General features: G+C 53.1%; 24 protein-coding genes. 7 read left to right on the forward strand and 17 right to left on the reverse strand.

All coding sequences use genetic code 11. From position 1 onward, the window contains the following. Positions 1 to 288 precede the first annotated feature (288 nt). Both A3466_RS12475 and A3466_RS12480 read left to right on the forward strand, forming a co-directional pair. A complete protein-coding gene (locus tag A3466_RS12475) occupies positions 289 to 1,218 on the forward strand; it encodes a transcriptional regulator (protein ID WP_063450805.1) in 930 nt (309 codons plus the stop codon). Next, positions 1,190 to 1,663: a hypothetical protein gene (locus A3466_RS12480; RefSeq protein WP_063450806.1), complete on the forward strand. Its 474-nt coding sequence runs from the start codon at positions 1,190 to 1,192 to the stop codon at positions 1,661 to 1,663. Before A3466_RS12475 ends, A3466_RS12480 begins: the two co-directional genes overlap by 29 nt. A 12-nt stretch (positions 1,664 to 1,675) precedes the next feature. On the opposite strand, the gene A3466_RS12485 is transcribed toward A3466_RS12480, so the two are convergent. From A3466_RS12485 to flgB, 12 genes are read right to left on the reverse strand one after another with little or no spacing between them, the layout of a single operon-like run. Then, positions 1,676 to 2,686, reverse strand: a complete 1,011-nt coding sequence (locus A3466_RS12485; protein WP_063450807.1) for a hypothetical protein — start codon at positions 2,684 to 2,686, stop codon at positions 1,676 to 1,678. A 6-nt stretch (positions 2,687 to 2,692) separates the two neighbouring features. Beyond that, positions 2,693 to 3,610: a flagellar hook-associated protein FlgL gene (gene flgL, locus A3466_RS12490; protein WP_074161015.1), complete on the reverse strand. Its 918-nt coding sequence runs from the start codon at positions 3,608 to 3,610 to the stop codon at positions 2,693 to 2,695. A gap of 22 nt (positions 3,611 to 3,632) precedes the next feature. Beyond that, complete coding sequence (flgK, locus tag A3466_RS12495; protein WP_063450808.1) at positions 3,633 to 5,000, reverse strand: flagellar hook-associated protein FlgK; 1,368 nt, start codon at positions 4,998 to 5,000, stop codon at positions 3,633 to 3,635. Then, complete coding sequence (locus A3466_RS12500; protein ID WP_063450809.1) at positions 4,987 to 5,394, reverse strand: rod-binding protein; 408 nt, start codon at positions 5,392 to 5,394, stop codon at positions 4,987 to 4,989. Before A3466_RS12500 ends, flgK begins: the two co-directional genes overlap by 14 nt. Further along, entirely contained in the window at positions 5,394 to 6,485 is a 1,092-nt protein-coding gene (locus A3466_RS12505; RefSeq protein WP_063450810.1) for a flagellar basal body P-ring protein FlgI, read from the reverse strand. Before A3466_RS12505 ends, A3466_RS12500 begins: the two co-directional genes overlap by 1 nt. A gap of 11 nt (positions 6,486 to 6,496) precedes the next feature. After that, positions 6,497 to 7,162, reverse strand: a complete 666-nt coding sequence (flgH, locus tag A3466_RS12510; RefSeq protein WP_063450811.1) for a flagellar basal body L-ring protein FlgH — start codon at positions 7,160 to 7,162, stop codon at positions 6,497 to 6,499. Between the two features lie 25 nt (positions 7,163 to 7,187). Beyond that, a complete protein-coding gene (gene flgG / locus A3466_RS12515; RefSeq protein ID WP_063450812.1) occupies positions 7,188 to 7,973 on the reverse strand; it encodes a flagellar basal-body rod protein FlgG in 786 nt (261 codons plus the stop codon). Positions 7,974 to 7,994: 21 nt separating this feature from the next. Continuing rightward, positions 7,995 to 8,726, reverse strand: coding sequence for a flagellar basal body rod protein FlgF (locus tag A3466_RS12520; protein WP_063450813.1), 732 nt, complete (start codon positions 8,724 to 8,726; stop codon positions 7,995 to 7,997). A 3-nt stretch (positions 8,727 to 8,729) separates the two neighbouring features. Next, entirely contained in the window at positions 8,730 to 9,935 is a 1,206-nt protein-coding gene (gene flgE / locus A3466_RS12525) for a flagellar hook protein FlgE (RefSeq protein ID WP_063450814.1), read from the reverse strand. Between the two features lie 34 nt (positions 9,936 to 9,969). Beyond that, complete coding sequence (flgD, locus tag A3466_RS12530) at positions 9,970 to 10,659, reverse strand: flagellar hook assembly protein FlgD (RefSeq protein WP_063450815.1); 690 nt, start codon at positions 10,657 to 10,659, stop codon at positions 9,970 to 9,972. Between the two features lie 2 nt (positions 10,660 to 10,661). Next, the gene (flgC, locus tag A3466_RS12535) at positions 10,662 to 11,087 is read right to left on the reverse strand and encodes a flagellar basal body rod protein FlgC (protein ID WP_063450816.1); all 426 of its coding nucleotides are present in this window, start codon (positions 11,085 to 11,087) and stop codon (positions 10,662 to 10,664) included. Positions 11,088 to 11,110: 23 nt separating this feature from the next. Further along, positions 11,111 to 11,461, reverse strand: coding sequence for a flagellar basal body rod protein FlgB (gene flgB, locus A3466_RS12540; RefSeq protein ID WP_063450817.1), 351 nt, complete (start codon positions 11,459 to 11,461; stop codon positions 11,111 to 11,113). 114 nt (positions 11,462 to 11,575) lie between these two features. Here flgB and flgA point away from each other — a divergent pair, with 114 nt between their 5' ends. The 5 genes from flgA (at position 11,576) to A3466_RS12565 (ending at position 14,600) form a co-directional block, all read left to right on the forward strand. Next, positions 11,576 to 12,325: a flagellar basal body P-ring formation chaperone FlgA gene (gene flgA, locus A3466_RS12545; RefSeq protein ID WP_239005669.1), complete on the forward strand. Its 750-nt coding sequence runs from the start codon at positions 11,576 to 11,578 to the stop codon at positions 12,323 to 12,325. Between the two features lie 131 nt (positions 12,326 to 12,456). After that, positions 12,457 to 12,729, forward strand: coding sequence for a flagellar biosynthesis anti-sigma factor FlgM (gene flgM, locus A3466_RS12550; protein WP_063450818.1), 273 nt, complete (start codon positions 12,457 to 12,459; stop codon positions 12,727 to 12,729). A 2-nt stretch (positions 12,730 to 12,731) separates the two neighbouring features. Further along, positions 12,732 to 13,169, forward strand: coding sequence for a flagellar protein FlgN (locus tag A3466_RS12555; protein ID WP_063450819.1), 438 nt, complete (start codon positions 12,732 to 12,734; stop codon positions 13,167 to 13,169). A 115-nt stretch (positions 13,170 to 13,284) separates the two neighbouring features. Beyond that, on the forward strand, positions 13,285 to 13,947 hold the full coding sequence (locus A3466_RS12560) for a hypothetical protein (RefSeq protein WP_063450820.1): 663 nt from the start codon (positions 13,285 to 13,287) through the stop codon (positions 13,945 to 13,947). Beyond that, positions 13,944 to 14,600 carry a glycosyltransferase family 32 protein gene (locus tag A3466_RS12565; RefSeq protein ID WP_063450821.1) on the forward strand — a complete coding sequence of 219 codons (657 nt, stop codon included), beginning with the start codon at positions 13,944 to 13,946 and terminating at the stop codon, positions 14,598 to 14,600. Before A3466_RS12560 ends, A3466_RS12565 begins: the two co-directional genes overlap by 4 nt. Positions 14,601 to 14,663: 63 nt before the next feature. Here A3466_RS12565 and A3466_RS12570 read toward each other — a convergent pair whose 3' ends face one another. The 5 genes from A3466_RS12570 to fliJ form a co-directional block, all read right to left on the reverse strand. Continuing rightward, a complete protein-coding gene (locus tag A3466_RS12570; RefSeq protein WP_063450822.1) occupies positions 14,664 to 16,745 on the reverse strand; it encodes a glycosyltransferase family 9 protein in 2,082 nt (693 codons plus the stop codon). Positions 16,746 to 16,834: 89 nt separating this feature from the next. Beyond that, positions 16,835 to 18,085 carry a methyltransferase domain-containing protein gene (locus A3466_RS22875; protein WP_082830938.1) on the reverse strand — a complete coding sequence of 417 codons (1,251 nt, stop codon included), beginning with the start codon at positions 18,083 to 18,085 and terminating at the stop codon, positions 16,835 to 16,837. 77 nt (positions 18,086 to 18,162) lie between these two features. Beyond that, the gene (locus A3466_RS12580) at positions 18,163 to 19,101 is read right to left on the reverse strand and encodes a hypothetical protein (protein WP_063450823.1); all 939 of its coding nucleotides are present in this window, start codon (positions 19,099 to 19,101) and stop codon (positions 18,163 to 18,165) included. Positions 19,102 to 19,127: 26 nt separating this feature from the next. Continuing rightward, positions 19,128 to 20,549 carry a glycosyltransferase family 2 protein gene (locus A3466_RS12585; RefSeq protein WP_063450824.1) on the reverse strand — a complete coding sequence of 474 codons (1,422 nt, stop codon included), beginning with the start codon at positions 20,547 to 20,549 and terminating at the stop codon, positions 19,128 to 19,130. A 5-nt stretch (positions 20,550 to 20,554) separates the two neighbouring features. Further along, entirely contained in the window at positions 20,555 to 21,001 is a 447-nt protein-coding gene (fliJ, locus tag A3466_RS12590; protein ID WP_063450825.1) for a flagellar export protein FliJ, read from the reverse strand. Between the last annotated feature and the right edge of the window lie 5 nt (positions 21,002 to 21,006).

Raw genomic sequence — 21,006 nt, forward strand, 5'->3', positions numbered from 1 at the left:
CCTAAATTTGAGTTGCGTGAAGCGTTTGGATCACGTAAAAATAGGCGCGGAAAAAATTATTCCTTCCTTGTGCCCTGTATATTGGAAGAGAAAATCTTCTGTTAGCATAATTTTTACAGATCATATGGAAGCGCATAACATCCTCTGACGTGGTTCACCGCAGGTACGCGGCATTCATTAAGAATCCTAAATGGAGTTGATAGAACAATCTGTTCATAACGGATTGCGACCGGCTATTTGCCGATTTGTTACTCTTATTCCTGGAATGGTGGAATCCATAACGCATACATGAATAAACGCTATTGTTCCGTAAACAACTGGCTGATTGATGTTGCTTCAGGCTCGATTCTCCATTTAGCTAGCGGAGAACGTAAACGCCTGGGTGAATATCAACTCAAGCTACTGGATATACTGTCGCAGAACGCGGGAAAAATATTTACTCGTGAGGAGCTGACCACGCTGGTATGGGAAAGGCGCGTGATCGGTAATAACAGTTTGCCGAATGCCATTCACGCGCTGCGCACCGCGCTGGAAGATGATGGTAAAAATCAACGCATCATCAAAACCATCCCACGGCGAGGCTACCTGCTTGAAGCTGAATATTGTTGCACGGTTGAAAAAGATGAAGAGGAGGTAAGCCAACCGGAAGAGCTTCTCGACGGACAGGAGGAAAGTGCGGCCGGGCAGCGTGCTCTGCTCCCTGTGGCGCAGGAAGCCAATGAAGATAAGGTGCCGAATGAGACGCGGCTGCGGGTCATTGAACCTAAAAAGGGTCATCGCCGTCTGTTCTCATTTATGCTGGTCATTCTGTTCACGGCCTGTATCACGCTTTTGGTTAGCGGGTATTTTGCTGGCAGCTTTGGCGAGCGTCTGAATGCACGTGAACTTCACCAGGGCATCTATAGCAACATTCGGATCTTTTCCGTGGAGTCCAGGGTTGAGCCCGCCTATATGTCGGCCAACCTCTACAACAAGCTCAAGGATTCGCTGTATACCCTCAATCAGCAGATAAAAATGAAATCCGCCACGATGGAGGTCTTTTTTTACGGCAACACCCCCACGCTAAATTACAGCTTCGTGCTCACGAACGGGTGCGATCAAAAACAGCTGGCGATGGTCATTTACCACTGGCGTGTCGATCCCGTAAGGCTGAACGATCTGATCCTGCGCGAAACCAGGAGAAAGTTGAATGAAATGGCAACATGCAAAACGAATTAACTATCTGATTATCTCAATAACGTCTCTGTTGGTGCTGATCGTGTTGGCATTCAAGCTGCTTATGCCCAACTCGCCCGCCGGGAACCGTGACGTGTCGGCTAACTTTGACCTGGGCATGTATGATTTGATGTCTCAGAGTAAGGAGGTCTACAACGTCAATTTGCAGACGACCCGTAATGTGCTGCTGATGAGCATCACCAGCCCGGACGATAACCGTATCATGATGAAAGGTAAGCTGACGCCGACGAAGGAGATTCACGGCCGAATCTACTTCACAATGACGCCCATCTTCTATGGCGCACGCCAGAGCAAGTTGATGATTGATGGCCTTGCCGATCAGTTAATGAATTCAGGTTACTACTGGATGGAGTCGGTATCAGCCAAAGAGCGCCCCATCGTTGTGGGACAAAACGGAGCGATATTCCTTCATCCGCTCCCCCGGTAAGCGGGCCTCCGCTTACCGTTGTCCCAGCAAATTTTTTACCGTTGCCAAATGCACGTTAGCCTGTGCGCCCAATGCCTGCGACAGCACGCCATAGCTGTTGCGGGCCAGCACCTCTCCCAGATGACGCGATGCCTCAAGCGCCTGTCGGGTATCATACGCCGTCGCCATTTCACCGATTCGCGAGCTGACGCGCTCCTGATGGTGCCGCAGCTTGCTGCGCTGGGTCGTGACGTGATCCAGGCTGTGCTGGAGCTTCATTTGACCTTCCCGTTCACGTCGCGCGGCAATTTCAAGAAGTTCGTCACTGCTTGCGCTTTCTGCCTGGGGCGCCAGTAGCGTGAAGGCATCCGCCGGATAGTGGTGATTTTCGCCGCGAACGCTAAGCTGCTGACTCACCCGCTCCCAGCGGCTTTCATCCACGCTAAATAACAGCTGTCCGCCTTGCGTTTGAGAGGCATGGATCCCCAGACGCCCCAGCCCGACGTTCAGTTTCGTCAGCGTCTGACGTGGCGTCGCCTCTTCCGGCAGCGCTATTGCAACCATCTCCCTTTGGCGCCCCCCGAGCGAAAAGACAAGCGTTTCGCCAGCCGGGTCGCTCAGAAGTTTTTCACTCCCCGGCAGCGTGAATTCCACCGTGCTTTTCTGCTCAAGCGAAGCCCGTAGCTGGCGATCAACTGTCCCGCCAGAGAGCTGCGTTCGTCGCGAAAGATGTTTTTGCAGCGCCGCAGCCTGCGCGCCGCTATCACCGCCACGGGCGACCGACTGGCGAAGCTTAAGCAATTGCGCCTCGGTCTGGGCCAGATAGCTATCGGCCTGCTGAACGGAAGTGATCTGCTGGTTAAGCTGCACGTTATAGCGCATAGGCCGACGCGAGAGCAGCGCAGATTCAGGAAATGAGCTTCGTGATTGCGGTGCGGCCGCGGGCAGAACGCGGCTGACCGTCTGCGGTGCATCAATATTACCTCGCCCGGCCGTCGCCGGGGAGGAGGTCGTAATGGAGGCGTTTTTTAAACTTACCTGCATAATAATTTACAACAAACTGAAGAGGTTAAGCTGGCTCACCTTGCTATAAGCCTGACTGGAGATCTGCATTGATATGGTATACAGCTGCAAGTTAATGGTGGCCGTCGCAGGATCTGCGCTGCCCAACTCATTCTGTACCAGCTCATTGGAGAGGCTGACGTCGGTATGCGCATCGTCAATTAACGTCAGGCGATTCTGGCGGCCCCCAAGATCGGTCAGCAGAGATCCAAGGTTATCGCTGGTCGACTGCACCATGTCTATCATGGCTGTCACCTCGTCCTGGTAGTCGGCATAACTGGCGTTAGGATCCTGCATCTTTTGGCTCAGCGCTTTCAGATTGTTAAGCATCTCAAGGTCGTTACCGCTGCTGGAGAATGCACCAGCAACGTTCGTGTTTTCAGTGATGCTTACGCCGTTAGCAACCTGCGTTTCCCGCGTGCCGTCGTTTCCTCCATACACATACTCGCCCAGCGTTTCGTCCCAGGTCACAGCTTGCTGATCGGTCTTCGTCCCGGAAAAGAGATAGCTTCCACTCTCATTTTTGCTGTTTAACGTGGCCACCAGCGAATCAAGCATGGACTCCAGCTCGACGCCATACCCGGCGATGTCTTTCTGGCTGAGTGTACTGTTGTTAGCCAGCTTAAGCCTGTCGCCAATCGCCAGCACTTCGTTACTGAGCGCCGTAATGTGTGACTCCTGCACGGAGAGTGCGCCGCTCAGGCTCGCGATATTGCTCTGATACTGTTTAATGGCGGATTGCTCCCGGTTCAGCTGTACCAGACGGCTGGCAGCGACCGGATCGTCAGAGGGAACATTGACGCGTTTTTGCGTGGCCAACTGTTCCATCAGCTTACCCACTTTAACCCCCGTTGTTCCCAGCTGTGCCAGCATAGCGTTAGAGTGGTAAAGACTGCTTATACGCATAGGTTAGTGCTCCTGATTGCGTTTAAAAAATGCTCAACAAATCGTTGAAAATTTCATTTCCAGCGGAGATAACTTTCATGTTGGAGGTATAGGCCTGCATATATATCTGAAGGTTGATCGCTTCCTCATCGAGGTTTACCGCACTGACGTTGTCACGCTGGGTTTGCGCCTCGGTATTGACCGCAACCGCCGCCTCCATTTCCGTCTGGTTCTGCTTACTGGCGATACCGATGCTCGAAATAATCGCCGCCGCTCCCTCGCTCAGGCTCATATTGCCCAGGCCCGGAATAGTGGTTTTTTGGTTTTTCAGCTTGATGAGTTCATTAAGGTTATCGCCGTTACCCGGCTCATCCGCTTTGCCCGAAAGCGCCAGCTCTTCCGGCTCCAGATCGTTGACTTGCAGAATGCCCGCCGGATTGGTCGGGTCGAAGGTAAACAGGGGCTTACCCGGATCGCCGTTGAGATCGTAACCCTGAGCCAGCTGATTGTTGAACAGATCCGCCAGCGACTCCGCCATCCCCAGCACCGCATCGTTCATCTGCTTCAGGGTGCCCACTTCGTATTCATAAAGCGCCCCCAGCTGGCCGCCCGTGGACGGGTCAAGGGAAAACTCGCTGCTTGAAAACTTCAGGGTCAGCGTATGATTACCCTGACTGTCAGTCCCCGCGCTCAGCTGCCCGGCGGTCTTCCCGCTGACCAGCGGCTGACCGTTGCTCAACGAAACCGTGTAGCCGCCGCTATCTTCAGTGACCTTAACGTCCGTCATGGAACTGAGCTGCTTAACCAGTTCGTCTCGCTGGTCACGCAGCACGCTGCTGTTACCGCCAGTAGAATCCATCTCAATGATTTTCTGGTTGTAATCCGCAATGCTGCTACTGAGCGTGTTTATCTCCTGCACGACCGCATCGCGCTGGGTATTGATGGAGCTTTTCTGGCTGTTAATGAAGTCATTCACGCTGTTGAAGCGGGTCGCGAGGCTGTTCGCCTGGTTCAACAGCTGCTGGCGTAACGCCTGCGACTCCGGCTCCTGCGTCAGGGCGCTCAGGGCGCTAACGAGATCGTCCAGGCCATTTCCCAGGCTGGTCGAATCCGTACCCAATACCTGCTCCAGCGCGCTAATGTACTGATTACCCGTGCTGTAGAAATTGGCCTTACTGTTGGTTTGCCAGACCTGATTCACCAGATACTGGTTAGAGATACGACGAATACTGTCCACCTGGACGCCGCTTCTCGCCGAAAGCCCCGTCTGTCCCATCGGGCCTATGGCGCTCTGCATAATTCCTTGTCGACTGTAGCCGGGCGTAAGATAGTTGGCGGTATTGTTAGATGTCACGGTCATGCCCAACTGGGCAGCCTGTAGCCCGCTGAAGGCAATATTAATCATGCTCATGGCTTACTCCTGCCCGCTGCGTCGGTAGTGTGACGGGCGTATTAAATGCTGGCGTTTGCTCCTGTAAAGCGGCCATGTCGACCGCATTCTTAAGCGGGGAAACCGTCTGCGGAGAGAGCTGGTTGACGATCATTTGCGTCATGCCGGTACTGCGCATTGACGCCAGCTCTGCCGCAAGCCTGTCGTCATGAAAATCCCGCATCATCCGCTGCTGTTTGCTGGTGAAGGGATTATCTTCGCCCAGCACGTCCGAGGCCTTACGCATCTGCGACAGCATCGAACGCAGCATAATGGCTTCGAATTGCTCGGCAGCCTGTTCAAGGTTTTGGGGTTTCATCTGCCCGGTAAAATCACCGGGCAAAATAGTCTGCTGTCGGTTGATTGCGCTTAACATCACATCACCACCAGTTCTGCTTCCAGAGCACCTGCTTCATGAAGCGCCTGGAGAATGGCCATCGTATCGTCCGGCGCTGCGCCCAGACTGTTGAGTGTATTAACGATGCTGCGCAAGCTCGTCCCGGCGGGAACGGTAACCATCTGGCCGTGACCGCGATTTACGCTCACATCGCTTTGCGGTGAGGCAACCGTCTGCCCCTGACCGAACGCATTTGGCTGACTGACATTCGTCGATTCCCGAATGGTTACGGTCAGGTTGCCGTGAGCCACAGCCGCCGCACGCACGATAACTCCATCGCCGATCACCACCGTACCGGTACGGGCATTGAACACAACGCGCGGACGCTGTTTGCCCGCATTAATCTGTACATCTTCCAGGGAAGACATAAACGCGACCCGTTCTCCGGCGCCCATCGGCGCGCGTACCGCCACGTTGGTGGCGCTTTGCGCCGTCGCGGTTCCGGGCCCGAACGCATTGTTCAGGGCGACCGCAACGGCATTGGCGGTTTTAAAACTCGGGCGCTTAAGGTTGAGCATCACCATCGGTTCCTGATGGAAGTCGGTAGGGATCTCTCGCTCCACGGACCCCCCGTTTGGTACGCGACCCACGGTCGGGGTATTAATCGTGACGCTGGAGCCGCTATTCCCCTCGGCTTTAACCCCGCCGACCACGACGTTCCCCTGCGCCAGCGCATAGACTTCGCCGTCAGCACCGCGCAACTGGGTTAACAACAGCGTACCGCCGCGCAGGCTTTTCGCATCACCAATAGAGGAAACGGTAACGTCAATGGTCTGCCCGGGCGAATATCCCGGCGGCAGCGTCGCGCTGATCGCCACCGCCGCGACGTTTTTGACTTTAGGATCGATCTTTGTCGGTAGCTGTACGCCAAACTGACGCAGCATGTTGGTTACCGACTGACTGGTAAACTTCACCTGGTTTTTATCACCGGTGCCGTCGAGCCCTACCACGAGGCTGTACCCGATCAGCTGATTTCCGCGCACGCCCTGAATATCCACCACGTCGCGCAGAGGCTGCGCGACGGCGGCGCCACAGATAAGACAGAGAAGTACCAAAATGCGTTGTAACATCATGGCCTCCATCAAATTGGGAACAGCGGATGATTAAAGAAGCGAACCAGCCAGCCCGCCGCATTGGCATCGCTGAGCGCGCCGCGACCCGCGTAGGAAATGCGCGCATTGGCAATACGCTGCGACGAAATGGTGTTATCGCGTTCGATATCATCGGCGCGCACCAGGCCGGTAACGCGGATATACTCATCGCCCTGGTTAAGGGTTAACCACTTCTCGCCACGCACGGCGAGGACCCCGTTTGGCAGCACCTTATACACCGCAACGGTGATAGCACCCCGCAGGCTATTCTGCTGCTGTGACGTCGCGTTACCGTTAAAGTTACGCTCACCGTCTACCGTCCCGGAAAGCGTATCGGCGGAATGGCCGAACGCTTCCGGAATACCGAGGGAGACATCGTTCTTCTTGCCGTAATTGGTACGTGCCTGCTTGCTAGCCTGCGTAGACTCGTCCAGCTTAACGGTCAGAATGTCGCCGATGCGGTAGGCGCGGCGGTCCTGAATAAGCGACCAGTTATAGTTGCTGTTATATACCCCTCCACCGCGTACCCGGGTATCAGGCATGGCAAAGTCTTCCGGCGGCGCGTACGCCGCATCGTCTTTCTGGACCAGCAGCGCGGGGCTTTCACACCCCGACAGTGCCATCATCAGCAAACCCACTGCTACCTGCTTTTTCATCTCTCTCACTTTACTTGCTCGGCCGTTACATGGACTGGGTGACAAACTTCAGCATGTCGTCTGCGGCAGAAACCATTTTGGCGTTCATTTCATAGGCACGCTGGACGGTGATCATGTCCACCATTTCCTCAACAACCTGCACGTTTGAGCCTTCGAGCGACCCTTGCTCCAGTAGACCGAGCGCATCCTCTCCCGGCACCCCCTCTACCGCCTCACCGCTGGCGGCAGTTTCGCGATAGAGGTTGCCGCCGATCGCTTCCAGTCCGGCTGGATTAACAAAGTTCACCAGCGTCAGCTGGCCAAGCTCGACCGGTTCATCTTCCCCCGCAACCGTTGCGGTGATCGTGCCGTCCTTCGCAATCTGGATGTCGCTGGCATTTTCAGGAACTTCAATCTGCGGGATTAACGGCAGCCCCTGAGCATTCGTCAGAATCCCGTCCGGCGTTTTTTGCAGGTTGCCCGCACGCGTGTAGGCGATATCCCCATTGGCGGTTTCTACCTGGAAAAAGCCCTGACCGGAGATCGCGACGTCCAGCTTCTGACCCGTGTTCTGAATACTTCCCACGGTAAACTCTTTCTGAGTGCCGACGATTTTGACGCCAGTCCCGAACTGGATGCCCGTGGGGGCAATATTATTTTGGTCCAGCTGGCCGCCCGGGGTGCGCTGGTTCTGATAAAACAGATCGGCAAACATGGCGCGTTCGCGTTTAAAGCCAGGGGTGTTCACGTTCGCCAGGTTGTTAGAGATGGTGGTCATTCTGGCGTCCTGCGCCGCTAACCCTGTTTTACTGATCCATAAAGCGGGATTCATCTTTATTCCTTCATGAAGTCATTAAGAGACGCGAAGCAGGCGGTTACCTGCGTTAGCAAGATCTTCCGCCGCTTTCATCATTTTGATCTGCGCTTCAAACTGTCGTCCTAGCGCGATGCTCGAGACCATTTCGCTGATGGCCGACACGTTGGACGACTCCAGGTGTCTGGCCGCAACGGTCACCTCCTCATCGCGCGGATTTTCCGTCGCGTTGGTGATAAGAAAACCGGCGTCGTTTTTACTCAGCGCCTCAGCGGGAATGTTCACCAGCTTGATGCGGTCAACGTCTAACGGCGTCGCAATATCGGCCTCCTCCGGCACGATGCTGATCACGCCATCCTCACTGATACTCAGTGAGGCGAAAGGCGGTAAAACAATCGGGCCATTGTCGCCTTCCAGCGGCAGACCGTTGATGGAAAGTTCGCCGTCGGCGTTCACGTTGATTTGTCCATTGCGGGTATATACTTCCCGGTTGCCGCTTCGCAGCGCGATCAATCCATCGCCCTTGATGGCAATATCCAGCTCACGCCCGGTTTCACGCACCGCGCCGGGTGACATATCTACGCCACCCTGCGTGGGCTGCGCCAGATAGCGGGAAGCGTACCCTTCCCCGGCAATCTGCTTCGCTACCGCGTTATCTAAATCGCTGCGAAATCCCTGCGTATTCACGTTGGACAGGTTATTCGCGTGGATCTGCTGCTGATTGAGGCTCCGCGAAGCCCCGCTCACGGCGGTAAAAAGTAAGCGATCCATAAATTACACGGCCTGGAATAGCGAGTTCATCATGGTGTCGTTGGTGCTGATGACCTTCGTGTTCGCCTGGTAATTGCGCTGTGCGGTCATAAGCCCAACCAGTTCAGAGGTCAGGTCGACGTTTGAGGATTCGAGTGCCCCGGAGACGATTGAGCCCAGCAGTCCCGTACTCGGTGCACCGGTCAGCGGCGCGCCGGAGCTGGCGGTCTGAACCCAGGTGGTCCCATCCTGCGACTGAAGGCCGTTCGGATTGGTAAAGTTGGCCAGTACAAGCTGACCCTGAAGCAGGCGCTCGCCGTTGGAGAAGGTGGCATAGACACAGCCATCTTCGTCGATCGCCTGCCCGGTACGCTCACCCGACGCATAGCCATCGCTTTTGTTTTTACTCACGGAGAAATCGGAACCAAACTGAGTCGAGCCAGAATAGTTAAGCGAAACGCTGATATTGTCCGCGCCGGCGATAGCCGCATCCAGCTTAACGGCGCTGGTTGGCGAGGTCAGCACACCCTGGCTGTTGAAGGTCAGGGCCTGCGTGACGGCATTACCGCTGCTGTCGGTTACCGCCACGTCGTCCATGTAATAGTGGACTTCCCAGGTATTGGTGCCGGTTTTGACAAAATATTGGTTCAACGTATGTTCGCGACCCAGTGAATCATAGACCTGAGTGGTATAAGAGTTGTTGTAGGTCGTATTGTTTTTCGGATCGAACGGGGTGGTCGCCGGAACCTCCGCGCGTGCATCCAAGTTTGCTGTAAAATCAATGCTGCCGCTCGCTTTTGCCGGAATCGAACCGCTGCTGATATTCAGATTGCCGATCGTGCCCACCTGTAGCTTGCCGTTGGCATCAACCGGATACCCCTGTAAATACATTCCCTGGTTGTTCACCAGGTTTCCGTTACTGTCGGTGTTAAAATAACCGGCACGGGTGAAGGCGGTCGTTCCAGCGCTGTCCTGGACCATGAAAAAGCCGTTACCGTTAATCGCGAGATCGAGCGCGCTCCCGGTGGAAGTGATGCTTCCTCCTTTGGTAATGCTTTGCGTGACGGCGGTTACCCCAACGCCCAGCGGCTGGCTTTCGGCATACAACGCGGAAAACTCTGCGCGGCCCGACTTAAAGCCTACGGTGCCGGAGTTGGCAATATTATTTGAGATAGCATTAAGCTGCTCAGTAACCGCGTTCAATCCAGAAGTTGCAATACTAAAACTCATAATCGTTCCTGTTTAATTAACGGCCTGATTCACTTCAGGCTTTATCTTTTGAGGCTTCGTCTGTGGACGTCTTACCAAACTGGCTAATGTTGTTGTAGGCAATCTCGCCCATACCGCCGACGTTCAGCACCGTTGCGCTACCGTCAAGCGGGATACGTACATTTTTGACGATGCCGCCCACCTCGATCTGCACGGTTTCTTCCCCCGTATCGGTCACTACGCTCAGGGTGTATTTCCCTTCGCTCAGCCCAAGCTCCTGCGGATCGATAGTGAAGTCCACGAGGCCGGCTTCCTGCTTGCCCAGTTCGATTTTTTGCTCAACGCCGGCAGCATCTTTCACAGTTACCGTGACAACGTTGGCTGGATGTTCCAGCGTCAGGCGACCATTAAGCGCCGTTTCACCATCGCTCTCGATCGTGTTGGTCTGCACCATGACGTGCTGGCCCACCAAATTGCCGGTGGCCAGGGTCTGTAGGTTATCCATCAAGACGGCGTTGTTCGCCATCAGCTGTGATACCGTCTCCATGGACTGCACCTGCGTCAGCTGGGCAAGCTGGCTGACGTATTCCGTTCCGTCGGTCGGGTTGAGCGGATCCTGATTTTGAATCTGGGCCACAAGCAGCTGCATAAACATGCTCGACATCCCTGAAACGGTGCTGTTGCTGGCCACATTTTGCGCGGAGCTGGTGGCCTGGCTGCTGCTGTAGGTGCTTTCAACATTCATGATTACGCTTCTCCAAGCCGCAGCAGGCTTTGCTGCATGCTTTTAATGCTGTTTAACACTTCAACGTTGGTTTCGAACCCGCGCGAAGCAGACATCATGTCCGCCATCTCTTCCACGACGTTGACATCCGGGTAGTAGACGTAACCTTCGGTGTTTGCCATGGGATTATTGGGCTCGTAGCGCTGGACCGCATTGCCGGTTTCAACGACATCCATGACCTGAACGCGGGCTCCGCTTAGTGACTTGTCACGCATTAATTCATCGTTCTGATAAACCGCTGCGAAGACCGGGCGCCTTGCCTTATAGGTGTCGGCTTCCGTAGCCGAGGCGGTTTCCGCATTCGCGAGGTTGCTGGCAATAGTGTTAAGACGCACCGTTTGCGCCGTCATCGCCGACCCCGAAACGCGATAGATATCCGAAAAAGACATATTTCGTCGTTACCTGTTCTGGATTACTTGCCTTCAATGGCCTTTTTCAGGCCCGTGAATTTCATGTTTAAAAAAGCCAGGCTCATCTGATAGTCCTGCGTGTTTTTGGCAAATTCAGCCTGCTCGACATTCAGTGACACGGTGTTTCCGTCTGACGAGGGCTGATACGGCACGCGATACATCTCCTGCGGCGAAGACGGCAGGGAAAAACTTGACCGCGACCGTTGCATCTCTGCGGCAAAGTCAATATCTTTAGCCTGGAAGTTGGGGGTATCGACGTTTGCCAGATTGGCTGATAGCAACTCTGCTCGGGAAAGTCGAAGCGCTACGGCCTGTGGATGAACGCCCAAGGCTTTGTCAAAAGTTATACTCACAATTCACTCCCTCTGATGCTAAACCTGCACGATGCACAACAAATAAAGCAATAATCGTGCCAAGGCTGCAACTCCATGATTTATATAATATTTAAAGAATCTTTCACCCAAAGTATGAAGCGGCATTTCCGCTTATTCGCCGCACTGCCGCTGCTTATCACTGATCTTTCAACTGCCTCGGCTAACGATACGGCGCCCCTCAGCGCCCGTAAGCAAATCTATGCAGCCGCTCAGAGCCATACGGCGTCGCTTATTCGTCAGGAGGCCCGGCGGAAACGCTGGCCCGACTATCAGGCAAAGATGAACATCTTTATTCCCGCCGAAGCATCACAATATCGCTCATGCAGTCAGAAACTCGCGGTATCCCATTACGGCGGTGAAAACCCTGACTTCTACCGCCTGCGTCTCAACGTGAGCTGCAACGATCGTCAGGGGTGGGAGACCGCCGTGACGGTGAAGCCGGATATCTACCTGCCGGTAATCATTGCTAAAACCGCCCTTGAGCGAGATCAGGTGCTCAGCGAGGAAGACGTCATGACAAAAAAAATCAACATCAACAGCACCCGCGGGGAGTATCTGACGCAGGTAGACGATGTTGTCGGCATGACGGTGAAACGCCGCATCCGCGATCGCCAGCCCATCACAAAACATCAGTTAGACATGCCGTTGCTCGTCGAGCGGGGCCAGCGCGTGATGATGGTGGCGGTACAAAATGGCGTGGAAGCGCGCACGGTTGGCGAGGCCATGAAGAAAGGACGTAGAGGCGAGACCATTAAGGTCAAAAACCAGAGCAGCGGAAAGGTCGTGACCGCCGTTGTGACGGAGAAAGGCGTTGTGCAAACGGTTAACGATTCCACCCTATAAAAATCTTTCCGCCGCGTTTAAGTTTTCGCTTTCGCAGGCCGCTTATTTCCTGCAATGGCAGAGGAAATCAGGCTTCCGCAGAGCAAGATTCATGCGCAACCACAACGAAAGAAGAAAACGAGGGCAAAGCGATGAAAATTTCAGCAACCCAATTCAACCTGGCCACCGCGATTAATAAGGCCAGCAGCGCAGAACAAACGCCCACCGTGGCACAGGAAGGTTCAGCTGTGGTTCGCAGCGCCGCTATCGACCCGGTCCTTGGCGAGGCGCAGACCCAGCTTAGCGCACTGCCGGAAGTTGACATGGCGCGCGTCGCCGAAATGAAAGATGCCATCAGCAGCGGCAAAATCAGCATCGACATTGATTCGCTGGCGACGGCTATGCAGAAGTATTACCAGAGGTAACTATGACTAACGCCGCACAGCGCGTTAAAGCCCTGATTCAGGGTATGACCGAAGACAGAAAACACTACCAGACGCTAGGCGAAATGCTCATGGAGCAGCGTCATCATATCATCGCCCGCAATGCTGCATCGCTGGATAGCGTCAACGCGCAAATTATGGCGCTATATCAGCAAATTTCGCACAATAGCCAGCAACGTCGACGCCTTCTTGAACTGCTCGGCATCACTGCCAGTGGCGAAGGCATGAAGACCCTCATTGCCCGCCTGCCCTCCTCTCATCAGGCCCCCGTCGCGGCCCTGTGGCAGACGCTTCAAAAACAGGTTGAAGAGTGCCAGCAGCGCAATGAATACAACGGCACCCTGATGAACATGCAGCACGATATTCTGCAAAATTTGCTCAACAGCAGCGAACCGGAAAACTGGCTGTACCAGCAAATATAGTTCTGATAACCGCTACGCAAGAACCTTTGATGGATATTCATCGCTCAGTACAGGGCAGCAGGTATAAAAACGCTGTCATTTTCTTACTGGTTTAGATTCTAAGGAAACGTTGCACATGGATATCGACTGGTCAGTTTTTGACAAAGTCATTTATATCAACTTAAAAGAGCGTCACGATCGCAAAAACACGATCAAAAAAGAGCTTCGGTCGCTCGGTATCCCGCCCCATCTGATTCACCGCGTTGAGGCAACCCGGCATCTTGTCGGGCAAATTGGACGCGCCCGCTCCCATCTGGCGGCGGTTGAAACGGCAATCTCAGAAGGCTGGGGAAATGTTCTTATCCTCGAAGACAATATGATCTTCGACACTACCGCTGAGGCAAAAGAGCGCCTCAACGCGTTCCTGCAAACGCTGAAGAAGATTGACTGGCACTGCGCCCTCTTAAGCACCCGTTACAGAAAGGTCATCACACTTAAAAGCACGGACCGGGTAGTGAAGCCTGTCGACGCGGGCTCCGCCTGTGCCTATGCCGTTCACCGCGATTATCGTGACACCATGCGTGCCTGCTTTGCCACGGCGACGGGATATTTGCTCAAGGGAGGCAGCCCCCATGAATATGCGCTTGAAAATACCTGGCTGCCGTTAATGCAGCAGCACCGATGGATCGGTATGTACCCTGTCGCAGGGCATCCCGCGCCGGGAATGTCCGACACGGAGGGGTGTGTCGTTGACCATACTGAACATTATTACAAAGAGCTTTCGGTAATAGCATTATGAGAATACCTAAGATCATTCATGTTGTTTGGATCGGCGACGAAAACAAAACGCCGCGAAAGATGATTGATACCTGGAAAAAAAACAATCCCTCCTGGACGGTAAAAGTCTGGAATAATGCCGCGCTACGCCAGACTAAATGGATAAATAAAAACCATATCGACGCGATGATTAAATCAGGCAGGATGTGCGGGGCGGCAGATATTATGCGTTACGAAATTCTTTTTCATCACGGCGGATTTGCGATTGATGCAGATGCGATATGCCTGCGGCCTCTTGAGGACTGGCTTTTTGACAGCCAGGTCTGCGCCAGCATGGAAAATGAGATCGTACGTCCTGGCCTTATCGCGAACGGCTTTGTGGCATCAGAGCCGCGGTCGGCACTGGTGGCTGAATTAATCATGCGGCTTGAGCAGAAAAAAAGCGTTACTTATGATCTGCCGTGGATTGTTACAGGGCCGAAATTCCTGACGGATACCGTCCGGGAGCTGGGATACGCAAATATCACCTACTGGCCAAGCCACTACTTTTTACCCGAACATTTTACCGGACAGCGCTATCTCGGACCGGGGCGCGCCTTTGCACATCAGCTGTGGGGCACGACCAATGGCCTGAATGAAACGCTCTTCGAGATAGACGTTCCCGAGTCTGCGTAAGCATCAATCACAGGCAAGACGGCCCGACAAGCATCGGGCCGCACGCCTGAACAGATTCGCCCGTTATTCCGCCGGGCTCCTCTTCTTCTGGACACGCCGATCGAAGAACCTCTCTGACGTGATAAAACGCTGGATACGCGAATAAAAATCATCGGGCTTGAAGCCACTCATGCAGGTATAAGACCTGTTATTGGGACACCATTCATCAAACTTCTCATTCGAGCCCAGACGATAGGAGCTGGCGCAATGGTAATAGCTACAGGGGATATCCACCGCCAGTGAATTCCAGCCCTGCTCACCGTAACGCCAGGGCAAACGATACTCTCCGGGCACAACCGAATAGAGGGCGCAAATAGCAATATCGGTTGCCCCCGCTAACGCCACGGGTCCGGAATCACAGGCGACAAGCAGTGTAGCCTGGGTCATTAAATAGGCCGTTTCCAGTATCGTAAACCGATCGATGGCATTCACCACGGCAGCGTTTTCAATCTCCAGCGCTTTTTTATGGGAGTAAAAGTTGGTATTACTGCCGATCAGCACCACGGACCATCCGTCGTCGACGAAACGCGCGATAAGCGCTTCCCAGTATTGCTGTGGCCAGGTTCGGTTTGGCACGCCTACGTTAGGGTGGACCAAAACGATTTTTTCCGCACGCGTTAAGCCGTGGGCGTCCATAAACGCGTCAACATGCCGTTTATCAAGCGCGTCAAGGGATAAGACAATGGATTTCCTGCTATCGTCGACCGGCTCGCCCCCAAAGGCGTCCACAAAAGAATCAATCTGGTGCTTTTGGTCGAGAATATGTTTTACGTGGCTTGGTAAGTGGTATTGCCCCAGCTGCTGCGCAATATAAATGTCTTCCGCCTGCTGTTGAGTAAAGTACTGAGGTTCCCAAAGCTCATCCACCCAGGGGCAGAGCGATAATAGATCGTGATAAATTTTGGGCACGATACAGATAAACGAACCTTCCAGCCTGTCGCGAAGCGCGTTTAGCGCTCCAGCAGCAAACAGGACATCTCCCATGGACTCAGCCAAAAGAAAGATATGCTTTGTAAAATAGTTACCAGCTATTTTTCTCTGCGTTTCATTAACATAACGGAAGGTTTTTTTAGCGAAACCATTTAGGGCAAGATAGCGGCCCAGCGTTGCATTTTCTGAAAAATTCTCGTGCTCATGGAAAAATATTTTTTGGATGCTTTTTGCCGGCGCGAGAAAAAGCTCAAAGACAGGGAATCCGTAAACGTTGCGTGGCGCAACGCCTGCCAACAATAAAGATGCAAAAGTGATATTATCAGGCAGCGCAATGACATTCGCGCCACTTCCGTTTAGCGGAATCGATCCTTTACTATTCAGGATAACGATATAATCAACACTATCGGCATCAATTTCCTGTTGTAAACAGGCGCCCTTTCCTTCCTGCCCCAGGAGATGCGTTTCACCATCATCAACAAAAAATAATGTTTTTTTCTTTTCGTTCATTTCACGCAATGAATCCAGAATAACATTATCCACGCCCAGCAACCTGAGTGCGCCTGCGGCTGCATCAGCGTTAATGCTGTTAAGCAGCTGGCTCCAGTAACGAAACTGCGGCGTTGCAAAAAACTTTTTATACGTATTCCGGTGGAAATCAGACAGGTAATAGGTTGTGTTTACCAATGCGTTAAACAGATAATTATAGACCGGGCTCCACTCCGCGTTATGATGCGTGACTTTACGCTTTAACTGCTGCGAAAAGGCGCGCACGTCCAGCCCTTCATAGAGGAGTTTATTAAGCTCTTGTCGAAAAACGGCGTCAACGATGCGCGTCTCATAGAGGCAGAAGGCGAGCCGGAACGCTTGCGCCTTCTGCCTGAAAGCCTGAAGCAACGGAAAGTTGATCGACTTACCACAGTGGACAGGCGTATGGATCGTGACGGCGTCTGCGTTGATTTTGCAGGCAAACTGAGAAAGGGTATTACACCACTCATCCGTAACGGCAGCCGGGAAATCACATACCATGACATTTTTGTCATTATGTAACCCAGGATACTTTTTTTTCAAAAAGAAAAGGTAATAATCATTCTGCCTGAAGTTTTTTGCATAATCTATAATCGGGAAAAGATGCCAGGCATCTTCATCCTGAATATATATATTCAACTTTACCAAGAGATTCGACTCCATTCAATACCAAAGCGTGCGCGCAGGGTTATAAACGCCATTTCATATGGCGTTTATAAAACAATTATCGCGACGTGTTAGTCGCCAATTTTTTTAATCACAATTTCGATACCACTCTCTGCAAACGGCGTTCTGGTCTGATCTATGCGCGGAACATTTGTTAAATAGCTCTGATTCAAAAGCTCAATCTTTTGAATTTCATACGTTCCATTTAACGTGTTGAGCAGGTCCAGAACATTAATCGACACGGGAGACCAGCTCTTCTTTTTCGCTAAAGTAAACGTATGTTTGTGATCGAAGTTATAGGTTGAAGGCCAAACGCCTTGCTCATACATATCTTCGTCAGGAATGGTGAGGATCATATGGCCGTTTGGCTTTAAAACGCGGAACCAGTTATTTATCGCGATGGTTGGATCAACCATATGCTCCAGACAGTGTGCAGAATAGACGAAATCAAAAGCATTATCCGGCACATTATACAGGAACTGCGCATCACCCTGTGGCATATCATAAAGCGTAACCGCTTTTATTAACGGGAAAAGCGATTGATAAATACCGATACTGTCGTTGCCTCCGCCAATATCCAGCCCATAGCCAACCAGCCAGCGAGTCGAAAAGCGTGAATCGTGCAGACGGCGGTTAATCGACATCGACGTGGTGCCCGGCACGCCTGGCGTTACGCTGAACGTCGCGGTTGGATCGCCCGGGAAAATATAAGGAACCAGCACATTTTCACCCCAGGCTTTCGGCCACAAAATCACGTATCCCGTGTCATGCGGCAATAAGTGTATTTCGTGTGTAGCGCTGAAACCATTTAAGAGCTTGATGAAAAGCTCGCGGCTCTCAAAATCATTCTCTGCGATGTCGCCAATCGCCCCCTGATAGACCTCTCGTTCCTTAAGATATATACGATAATCGTCAATAATAACTACGCTGTTGTTGCACTTACCCTGTAGCGCGAGCAATTCATTGAGCAAGGGGAGTTTCGTCTCCTTGTCCCATTTATCAGTTTTATAGTCCTCATAACCAAAATCCGCGCCGGGGTAATGGGCATCAAGGAAAATTAAACAACGGTTCTGTTCCAGCGTCTGGTTAACGATGTCGGACTGGATAAAATCCGTACTGTCGGAGAGCGCGACGGAAATCTTCTCATTCTGTATCGCCTGTCTGTGCAGATCGGGATAGATTTCACACGATAGCGCTTTAGAAAAGCCATAGGCGATAGCGGCTCGACACGAGACCCCTTTACCATACCCCGTCTCAATAAAATGGGTGACGCCATAATCTGAGACCAACGTATTTACCGGAAAACGTACAATATTACCCATTCGCGAGTATCCTTTAATGTTGTTATTTGTTTCGTGCCGCTCGGGTGTATTACGCGTAAACGGCAGCGCAGGCGCCACTAAAGAAGCGATAATCCATACAACAGGCTGTAGTCGGGGGTATTTTGTGTTTCCCCTGCCGCATTCTTCAGGTGCCAGTCGTGCAGGGCGCTAACAAGCGGCGCGATATCCTCCTGCGCCAGGGCCTTCTGCTCTGCGCGGAAGGCACACAGCATCTTGAACTGGAATACCTGACGTGCCAGATCTAAAAAGGCCTGACCGTAGCTGGCGCAGTCAACGCCGGGAAACACGTCATGATAGAGTGAATAGATAATTAAATTGCGCATGATGTATGGGTTATCGTGGAGGATCGTCGCTTCCCCCCAGGCCGCTTCCAGCTCATGCAATCGGTCGGTCAAGCGGGATGGCTGCATTACTGACAGCTCGCTCAGCTTCAGCGCTACGCCTATTTTATCCACCATGGGTAAATTCAGATCCAGGCGCATCGTGCCCATCTCTTTTAGCGTGGCAATGCGATGCTCATTAATCGGCGGCAGCATCGTGAACTGCTGGGTCAGAATACCCTGCTCTGCTAACAGGCTCAGCTGCGCGCCCATCTCTTCAAGCAGCGCCGGAGAACGCTCGCCGTTATCGCGATAATGTTGCGCTTTGCTGAGGAGCACGCCTATCCCATACAGGCTTACTTCGAGCGACAGCGCCGGATGAATGGCCAGATTAATGCACTGCTGATTTAACGTTTCGCTCCAGGCTGACAAGGTCTCTTCTGCGCTCGCGGCAATCTTTGCCTCGTGCAGAACAAACGCGTCAGGACTCAGCAGCATTTCATGCGCCGCCGTCTCGCAGCGAATATCCAGGCTATCGCGCTGCTGATTTTTGAACTTCACGCTGCTGTGCGGCCACGCGTCATCGGCATCCTTACAGGTTGGACAGTCGCAGCGGGTCTCACGCGCGTCAAAGCGCAATACGAATTCGGGTTGGTATTGTTCAATCAGTTCCATGTCTGTTCTCTTCCAGCGATAGCGTCTTAAGATTGTTTACGGAAAAACCAGTGGGTGCAGTCGATCGCCTTTCCGCTCTGTGGATCGGTCCAGTTTTGCAGGAAGGCGAAGCTCGGGCTAAAGCCGAGCCATATTGCGTCATAACGCATCAGCACGTTCCAGCAACGGTCAAGGCTCGCCTTCAGCGTTAAGGTCTGTTCATAGGCGTCCAGCAACACTGAGTAATAGTTCGCATTTACCGCGTAAGCGCAGGCGCAGCCGGCACTGTAAATACGGGCCACCCCTTGCAGCGACTGGGTCGGCGTGAAGTTGTCATAGCGCCCTCCCAGCAGCAGCATCTGCCAGTTGATCCGATCCAAACCGTTGAGCAGCTTATTGATGTTGGTGACCACGTTTTCTTTCCTGACAAAGCGCAGCTTTGCATCAAGCAGCAGCACATTTTTCCAGCCCTGCTGCTGCGCCTTTGCAATCACATGAGAATGCGTTTGCAGCTCGTTAGCCTCGGGCGAGCTTCCCTGCGCGCTGGCAACGGTCCAGAGCTGTTCTTCTTTGATCCCCAGGGATTTCAGGTTTTCACAGCAGGCAGGCAGGTCGGCTTCCTCCAGGGGATCGTAAAGCACGGCAATTTTCTCAAACGCGCTCCAGTTCACCTGGGTGTTGAGCGGGGCGGTGCTCAGACGACGATAGTGGGCCAGCAGGTTGGGATCGCTGACGAAGTCCTCCAGCGTCAGGTCCACCGGCGTGGAAGAGCTGAGAATAAAGTCTTTATCGTACGTATTACTGCTGTGCGAGATGCACAGGATCGCCTGTTTTGGATCAATCTGAAGAACCGGCGCGGTAAAGTCCTTCAGGAATCCCACCTCTTCCGCCAACGTCGCATCGTCAAGGTAGCGATGCTTTTTCAGGAAGTTACGGTGGTAGCCAAAGGTACCGTTGAGCGCATGACGCGGGCCAAACCCGTGGGTCATATAGATTTTGTCGAGATGGCTGTACCAGATGTAGATCCGATCGCTGCCGGAGAACAGGGCCTTATTCACCTGCATCTCCGCAACCTGATGAGAGATTTTATTTGGCGGATAATAGTCATCATCATCAAAGCAGATGATGTATTCCCCTTTCGCCAGGTCGTTGAGGCGGTTACGCTTGTTACCCAGCACCAGCCGCTCGGGGCTGTAGATATAGCGCACGTTAGCCTGAGCCGGATCGACCATCATCTCCACGAGATCGGCATTGCTGGCGGGCGAGTCGTCAAGAATGATCAACTCACGCTTTTCGGCAGGGTAGTCCTGATACTGCCAGATATAGAGCAGGTAGGGCAGAAACTCGCGGCGGTTATAGGTTGGACAAATAACGCTCACAAACGGCGTCGGCAACGGCTGAATGCGCTTATTGCGCGCCATAAGCGCGTTAATCAAAGAGGAGTGGGCGGGCTGTTTTACAGTCTTCATAACACTTATCGTTGACGTGTGGTGATCTGCTGCTGGCGCAGCCAGCATTGCGCAGAAATAGAGTCGGTCATTTTTTGTTCGCGGCGATTGTGCTCCTGCTGGCGATCGCGGCGTTTCGCTTCCAGCACGAGCTCAAGGCTCTTCTCGCGCCGGGCTTCGGCCACAAGCGTCCCCTGCATTTTTTGCGCTTCCAGATTTGCCAACGCATGCTCTTGTTTCTGCCAGTCGATAACCCGCTGGATAACGTGCTTATACGTCGACTGGTTACTCATCATCACCGGGCTGTTGAGGTTTGCATTCGCCATGCCAGACGCGAGGGAAGAGAGCGAGTCGATATTTTTCTCGAACCGCTGGCAAAGCTGTTTTTGCGTAGCCAGCTTGAGGCTTAAATCATCGACAGCGCGGGAGCGCATAAGATGCAGCTGTTCTAGCGTTGAAATAAGTTTGCTCATGATTC

The organism is Enterobacter genomosp. S, assembly GCF_001631805.1.
Taxonomy (GTDB): Bacteria; Pseudomonadota; Gammaproteobacteria; order Enterobacterales; family Enterobacteriaceae; genus Enterobacter; species Enterobacter quasihormaechei.